The organism is Streptomyces sp. NH27 (assembly GCF_056859195.1).
In genome coordinates this window covers 1-6193 of the sequence record NZ_JACEGK010000477.1, presented here as the reverse complement: position 1 = coordinate 6193, position 6193 = coordinate 1, and the positions used below count along the sequence as shown (strand labels likewise).

General features: G+C 72.4%; 6 protein-coding genes and 1 pseudogene. 4 read left to right on the top strand and 3 right to left on the bottom strand.

What is annotated here, in order from left to right; all coding sequences use genetic code 11:
- Together AC13HU_RS29710 and AC13HU_RS29705 are read left to right on the top strand one after the other, a co-directional pair.
- Positions 1-988, top strand: a 988-nt coding sequence (locus AC13HU_RS29710) for a serine hydrolase (RefSeq protein WP_483045062.1), incomplete at its 5' end; no start/stop codon positions are given.
- A 102-nt stretch (positions 989-1090) separates the two neighbouring features.
- Positions 1091-1483, top strand: a pseudogene (locus tag AC13HU_RS29705) (transposase); the annotation flags it as partial.
- Between the two features lie 297 nt (positions 1484-1780).
- Here AC13HU_RS29705 and AC13HU_RS29700 read toward each other — a convergent pair.
- Entirely contained in the window at positions 1781-2788 is a 1008-nt protein-coding gene (locus AC13HU_RS29700; protein WP_483045061.1) for an NADPH:quinone reductase, read from the bottom strand.
- Positions 2789-2954: 166 nt separating this feature from the next.
- Between AC13HU_RS29700 and AC13HU_RS29695 the strand changes: the two genes are divergently transcribed.
- A complete protein-coding gene (locus AC13HU_RS29695; protein ID WP_483045060.1) occupies positions 2955-3401 on the top strand; it encodes a group II truncated hemoglobin in 447 nt (148 codons plus the stop codon).
- 116 nt (positions 3402-3517) lie between these two features.
- Here the strand turns inward: AC13HU_RS29695 and AC13HU_RS29690 are convergent, their stop codons facing one another.
- Both AC13HU_RS29690 and AC13HU_RS29685 read right to left on the bottom strand, forming a co-directional pair.
- Complete coding sequence (locus tag AC13HU_RS29690; RefSeq protein WP_483045063.1) at positions 3518-4387, bottom strand: Gfo/Idh/MocA family protein; 870 nt, start codon at positions 4385-4387, stop codon at positions 3518-3520.
- Between the two features lie 2 nt (positions 4388-4389).
- Positions 4390-4767 (bottom strand): 5-carboxymethyl-2-hydroxymuconate Delta-isomerase, encoded by a 378-nt coding sequence (locus AC13HU_RS29685; RefSeq protein WP_483045059.1) that lies wholly within the window; start codon positions 4765-4767, stop codon positions 4390-4392.
- Positions 4768-4989: 222 nt separating this feature from the next.
- Here AC13HU_RS29685 and glnII point away from each other — a divergent pair, with 222 nt between their 5' ends.
- Positions 4990-6009 carry a glutamine synthetase gene (gene glnII, locus AC13HU_RS29680; RefSeq protein ID WP_483045058.1) on the top strand — a complete coding sequence of 340 codons (1020 nt, stop codon included), beginning with the start codon at positions 4990-4992 and terminating at the stop codon, positions 6007-6009.
- Positions 6010-6193: the final 184 nt, after the last annotated feature.

The following is a 6193-nucleotide window of genomic DNA, read 5'->3' as shown; positions in this document are numbered from 1 at the left end:
CCCCCTGCTGATCTCCGTGACGGCCCTCGCCGCGATGGCCGTGCTCACCCTGGCCACGATCGTGCAGTCCCCCTCCGCGAAGGCGGGTTCCGATACCAGCCCGACCGCCGACACGTCCGCACCGAAGGCGACGGCAACCGCGACATCGACCGCAACCGCGACCGCGTCGCAGGCGGCACTTCCGCCGACCACCTCGGCCACGACCGGCAGTACGGAGGCGGCCGCGTCGTCGGACACCGCCGCCGCGGCGGCGAAGACCACCGCCTCGCCCGATGCCGCCGTGACCCAGGCGGTGCGCGCCCTCGGCGTCAGCGGCAACGTGTCCGTCGCGGTCCCCGACGCGGACAGCGGCGCCCCGGCCACGTACGAGACCGGCGCCACCTCGTACGACACCGCGAGCATCGTCAAGGTGGACATCCTCGCCACACTGCTGCTCCAGGACCAGCGCGCCGGCACCCACCTGACCGCCGCGCAGCGGAGCCTGGCCACGGCGATGATCGAACGCAGCGACAACGACGCGGCGCTCGACCTGTGGCGGGCGATCGGACGGAGCGCGGGGCTGACCGCCGCGAACAAGACGTTCGGGCTGAACCACACGGTCGGCGGCGACGGCGACCTGTGGGGGCTGACCCGGACCACCGCGAGCGACCAGATCGCCCTGCTGCACGCGGTGTTCGACAGCGGCTCTCCCCTGTCGTCGGCCTCGCGCGCGTACCTCTCCGGGCTGATGCGGACCGTGATCGACGGCGAGCGCTGGGGGGTGTCGGCCGCCGACTCCGACGACGCCGGCTACGCGCTGAAGAACGGCTGGCTCCAGCGCAGCGCCACCGGACTGTGGGACATCAACAGCATCGGCGAGGTGACGTACGACGGGCACCGGCTGCTGGTGAGCGTGCTGTCGTCCGGGCAGCACTCCGAGCAGGGCGGCATCGACCAGGTCGAACGGGTCGCCCGCACTGCGGCGCAGGCATACGTCGACGCGGCCTGAGGGGGCGGTATGTGACGTTATGCCGGGTTTTTTGTCGCTGGAACGTGTGGCACGGGCGGATCGGGGCTGATCGGGGAGTGCTGTCGTGCTGGAGTGTTCTTCGTGAGCTACCGCCGGCCCTACAAGAGCGACTTGTCCGACGAGCGGTGGGCCCTGATCGAGCCGGTCATCGCCTCCTGGAAGGCCCGGCATCCTTCCGTCAGCGGCCGTCAGGGCGGCTACGAGATGCGGGAGATCGTCAACGCGCTGCTCTGCCAGTCCCGTACCGGCTGCCAGTGGGACTACCTCCCCCACGATCTGCCCCCGGTCGGCGCGGTGAAGTACTACTTCTACAAGTGGCGCGACGACGGCACCGACCAGACCATCCACGACCTGCTGCGCCGGCAGGTCCGCGAGAGCCGGGGGCGCAAGGCGGACCCGAGCCTGGTGGTGCTTGACACCCAGAGCCTGCACGCGGCCGTCGGGGTGCCGGCCGGCACCACCGGAAGGGACGCGGGATCCTGACGGAGCCCGAGCAGGGATTGTTCACCCAGCCACGGCCATAGCCACCCGGAGAGGCCACCACCAGCCCCAGCCACAAGCACGAACCGGACAGCAAGTCACTTACCGCCCTCTCAGACCGGCCGCGGACCGCCCCGCCGTCCCGGCCCGGCCACCGAAGATCCGCCCCGCCCTACCCGCTACCGGCCCCGCACCGGCCGTCCTCCCCTACCCGCCTGCGACACGGCCACGACGGACATGGCCGGTACCGCTGGTACGGCTGGAATACGGCTGGAATACGGCCACGCGGCCCTACGACGCCACGTCGATCAGCACCTTCCCGACCGCCCCGCCCCACACCGCCTCGTGGGCCGCCGCGGTCCGCTCCAGCGGGAAGCGGTGGAACGGCAGCCCCGCGTCGGGGCCGGCCCGCAGCGCGTCGTCGGCGAGCGCGGCGGAGATCGCGGCCACGGCCTCGTCCTTCGCCTCGGCCGGCGCCGTGTAGAGCAGCACGCCCTGCCAGCGCAGGTTCGAGAACATCGAGCGGCGGACCGGCGCGACGAACTCCTGGGAGTCGTCGGCGTAGAACGCGATCACCGCGTTGTTCGCGGTGACGGCCGCGTCCAACTCCGCGTTGTGCGCCGGGGCGACCTCCACCACGATGTGCACGCCGTCGGGCGCGATCCGGCGGATCTCGGCCGCCGCGTCCTGCTCGCGGTAGTTGACGACGTGGTGCGCGCCGGCCGCGGTGGCCAGCGCGGCCTTCTCCGGGCCGCTGACCGTGGTGATGACGGTGGCGCCGGCCCAACGGGCGAGCTGGATCGCGGCGTTGCCGACCGCGCCCGCGCCGCCGGCGACCAGGACCGTACGCCCGTCGAGCGCGCCGGGGGCCAGCCGGCGGGGGCCGGACTCCGCCACGGTCAGCGCGCGGTGGGCGGTGATCGCGGGCACCCCGATGCTGGCGCCGAGGTCGAACGACGCGTGGTCCGGCAGGGGTACGGCCTGCCGGGCCGGCACCGTGGTGATCTCCTGCGCGGTGCCGTCGGGCCGCTGGAACGCGGACTCCCACAGCCATACCCGCTCGCCGACCCGCTCGGCGGGTACGCCCGCGCCGACCGCGTCGATCACACCGGAACCGTCCTGATTCGGCACCTGCGGCCGGGTCGGCTGCGTGCTCTGCCGCGACTTCCAGTCCGTCGGGTTGACTCCGGAGACCCTGACCTTCACCCGCACCTCGCCGGGCCCGGGTTCTGGCACCGGCCGGTCGGTGAGGGTGAGTACGTCGGGTCCGCCGCTGCTGGTGTAAACGATCGCCTTCATGATCAGTGCAAACTACCCCCGGCGCCGTTCTCTTCCCGGCACGGCGCGGCCACGGCGCGGTACTTCCCCCCTCACGTACCCCTCCTCGCGGAACCCGCTGCTCCGTTTGATCCGCTCGCGGCGAAGCCACTCGCTCCCGGGCGACCACGGGGTGAGGATGGGGCGTATGCCCGAGCAGCCGAGCTTCTACGACGCCATCGGCGGTGCTGACGCCCTGCACCGCCTGATCGACTCCTTCTACGACCAGGTCCTCCAAGACCCCCTGCTGGCACCGGTCTTCGCGCACTTCACGCCCACCCACGTCGAGCACGTGGTGGTGTGGCTGTCGGAGGTGTTCGGCGGCCCGGCGGAGTACACCGCGCGGCTCGGCGGCCACCACGCGCTGCTGAGCCACCATGTCGACCTGGCGATCACCGAGGAGCAGCGGGCCCGGTGGGTGGAGCTGATGGTCGCCACGGCCGCGAAGGAACTGCCCGCCGACGAACTGTTGCAGCAGCGGTTCGCGGAGTACATCGAGTGGGGGACGCGCATCGCGAAGTCGGTGTCGCAGCCGGGTACGGCACTGGGCGACCCGGGGCCGACGCCGCGGTGGGGATGGGACGGGCAGGTCTGAGCCCGCCGACCGCTTGACCGCTACCTGCTACCTGCTACCTGCTACAACGACGGCTCGGGCAGCTCCACCCGGTCGGCCGCGGGCGCGATCCTCGGGCCGCGCGGCACGTAACTGCCCTACCCGCCGAGCGCTTCCTCCGCCGCGGCGAGGATCTCGGTGACGCGCAGCCCGAACCGGGCGTCGCACGGGTGCGGTTCGGCGGCCGTGAGCGCGTCGATCGCGCGCGCCATCGCGTCGGTCGCCGGCCCGCCGACGCCGTCGGGATACGTCGCGATCCCGGGGGCGCCGCGGAACTCGATCGCCACGCCGGCGCCGGGCGGCGGCGAGGTCAGCGTCAGCGCGGAGGTGCTCGACGCGCCGGAGGTGTGCCGCAGCGTCAGGTGGACCAGGTCGCCCTTGCCGCGGGCCGCGTGCACCTCGGTGACGTCGCCGAGCACCGGCATCAGCACCGACAGCGCGTGCGGGCCGACGTCCCACAGCCCGCCCTTCTCCCGCCGCCACGGCGAGTCGGCGTACGGGCTGGTGTCGCCGCCGAAGACCGCGCCGTACCAGTCGGCACGGCCGGTGGACCACTGCCCGGCCGCGGCCTGGCGCTCGATCCACGTGGACGCGCCGGCGTCGAAGCGCAGCGTGAAGAACACCACCGAGCGCACCCCGGTGGACTCCACGGCCGCGACCACCTCCCGCGCCGCCTCGACGGTCGCCGCGAGCGGCTTGTCCAGCAGCAGATGCCGCCCGGCCCGCGCCGCCTTCGCGGCCAACGGGGCCTGGAGGGACGGCGGCAGGGCGATCGCCACCGCGTCCACGTCGTCGATCAGCGCGTCCGGATCGCCGTACGCGCGCCCGCCGAACTCCTGCGCGAGCTGCTCGGCCGCCTCCGGCCTGCGGCCCCACACCCCGGCCAGGTCCACGCCCGGGTGGGCGGCCAGTGCGGGGGCGTGCGCCCGCAACGCCCACGGGCCGGTTCCGAGCAGCCCCACCCGCAGCGTCATGCCTGCTCCGCCGCGGGCGCCTCGTGCCGTACGTACGTCTCCCGGTCCAGCTCCCGGACGTCGACGGACATCTGCAACTCCGCGGCCGGCAGCGGCGGGACGGACTCGCGCAGCAGTTCCAGCACCGTGTCGGCCAGTTCCCGCTTCACCTGCGCGGTGCGGCCGGACAGGACGCTGATCTGCACGTGGACCATGGCGTGGCCCGCCGAACCGTCGGCGATGTACGTCTCGTCGAGCCGGACGAAGCGGGTCTTGCAGCCCCCGGCGCGGCCGCCGGCGATCCGTACGAGGGCTTCGTGCAGGCCCTTGGCGAACAGGGGTCGGTCGAAGGTGTCGGCGACGTCGGCGGAGTACTCCACGATGCTGTGCGGCATGGCCCCGACCCTACCCGTGCCGCGTGCCCGCCCGGGGAGTACGGCACCCCCTGGGGCGGGCGGGGCGGATGAGGAGGTTCCCGCTGGTCAAAGCGGGCAGTTCACACGTGGTTAACACCTGGGCAACGGATGGGAAAGCCGCCGTTGGGACGCTGTGCTCCGGCCCGATCAGCGCGGCTCGGGGCCGCACCCGCGCTCACGTTCGTTAAGGATGGCGTCACCGTGACCTACAAGGCTGAGTACATCTGGATAGACGGCACCGCGCCGACGGCCAAGCTCCGCTCGAAGACGAGGATCCTCGCCGACAGCGCCGAGCTGCCGATCTGGGGCTTCGACGGCTCCAGCACCAACCAGGCCGAAGGTCACGCCTCGGACCGCGTACTCAAGCCGGTCGCCACCTTCGCCGACCCGATCCGCGGCGGCGACGACAAGCTCGTGCTGTGCGAGGTCTTCGACATCGACGGCACCCCGCACGAGTCCAACACCCGGGCCGCGCTGCGGGAGATCTCCGAGCGGTTCGCCGACCAGGAGTCGCTGTTCGGCATCGAGCAGGAGTACACCTTCTTCCAGGGCTCGCGCCCGCTCGGCTTCCCGGAGAACGGCTTCCCCGCGCCCCAGGGCGGCTACTACTGCGGCGTCGGCGCCGACGAGATCTTCGGCCGCCCGGTGGTGGAGAAGCACCTGGACAACTGCCTCGCCGCGGGCCTGGGCATCTCCGGCATCAACGCCGAGGTGATGCCGGGCCAGTGGGAGTTCCAGGTCGGCCCGCTCAGCCCGCTGGAAGTCTCCGACCACCTGTGGGTCGCGCGCTGGCTGCTCTACCGCACCGCCGAGGACTTCGGTATCTCCGCCACCCTCGACCCCAAGCCCGCCAAGGGCGACTGGAACGGCGCGGGCGCGCACACCAACTTCTCCACCAGGAAGATGCGCGAGAACTACGAGGCGATCATCGAGGCCGCGGAGGCGCTGGGCCGCGACGACAAGCCGCTGGAGCACATCAAGAACTACGGCTCCGGCGTCGAGCACCGCCTCACCGGCGCCCACGAGACCGCCCCGTGGAACGAGTACTGCTACGGCGTCTCCGACCGCGGCGCGTCGGTGCGTATCCCGTGGCAGGTCGAGGTGGACCAGAAGGGCTACATCGAGGACCGCCGTCCGAACGCGAACATCGACCCGTACGTGGTGACGCGGCTGATCGTGGACACTTGCGGCAGCGCGTTGGAGAAGGCCGGCCTGGTCTGAGACCGGGTCCGTACCACTCCGGCCCGCCAACGGGCGCCCCTGCCGAACCGGCGGGGGCGCCCTTGCCGTTGTCCCCCGGTGTCTCCTCGGGTGCGCCCTCACACTTTCGGGTGACGTCGCCGGGTGACCATCGCATCAACGGCTCGTTCGACACTGCGTGAAGACGCAAGCGGCATCCGAGACC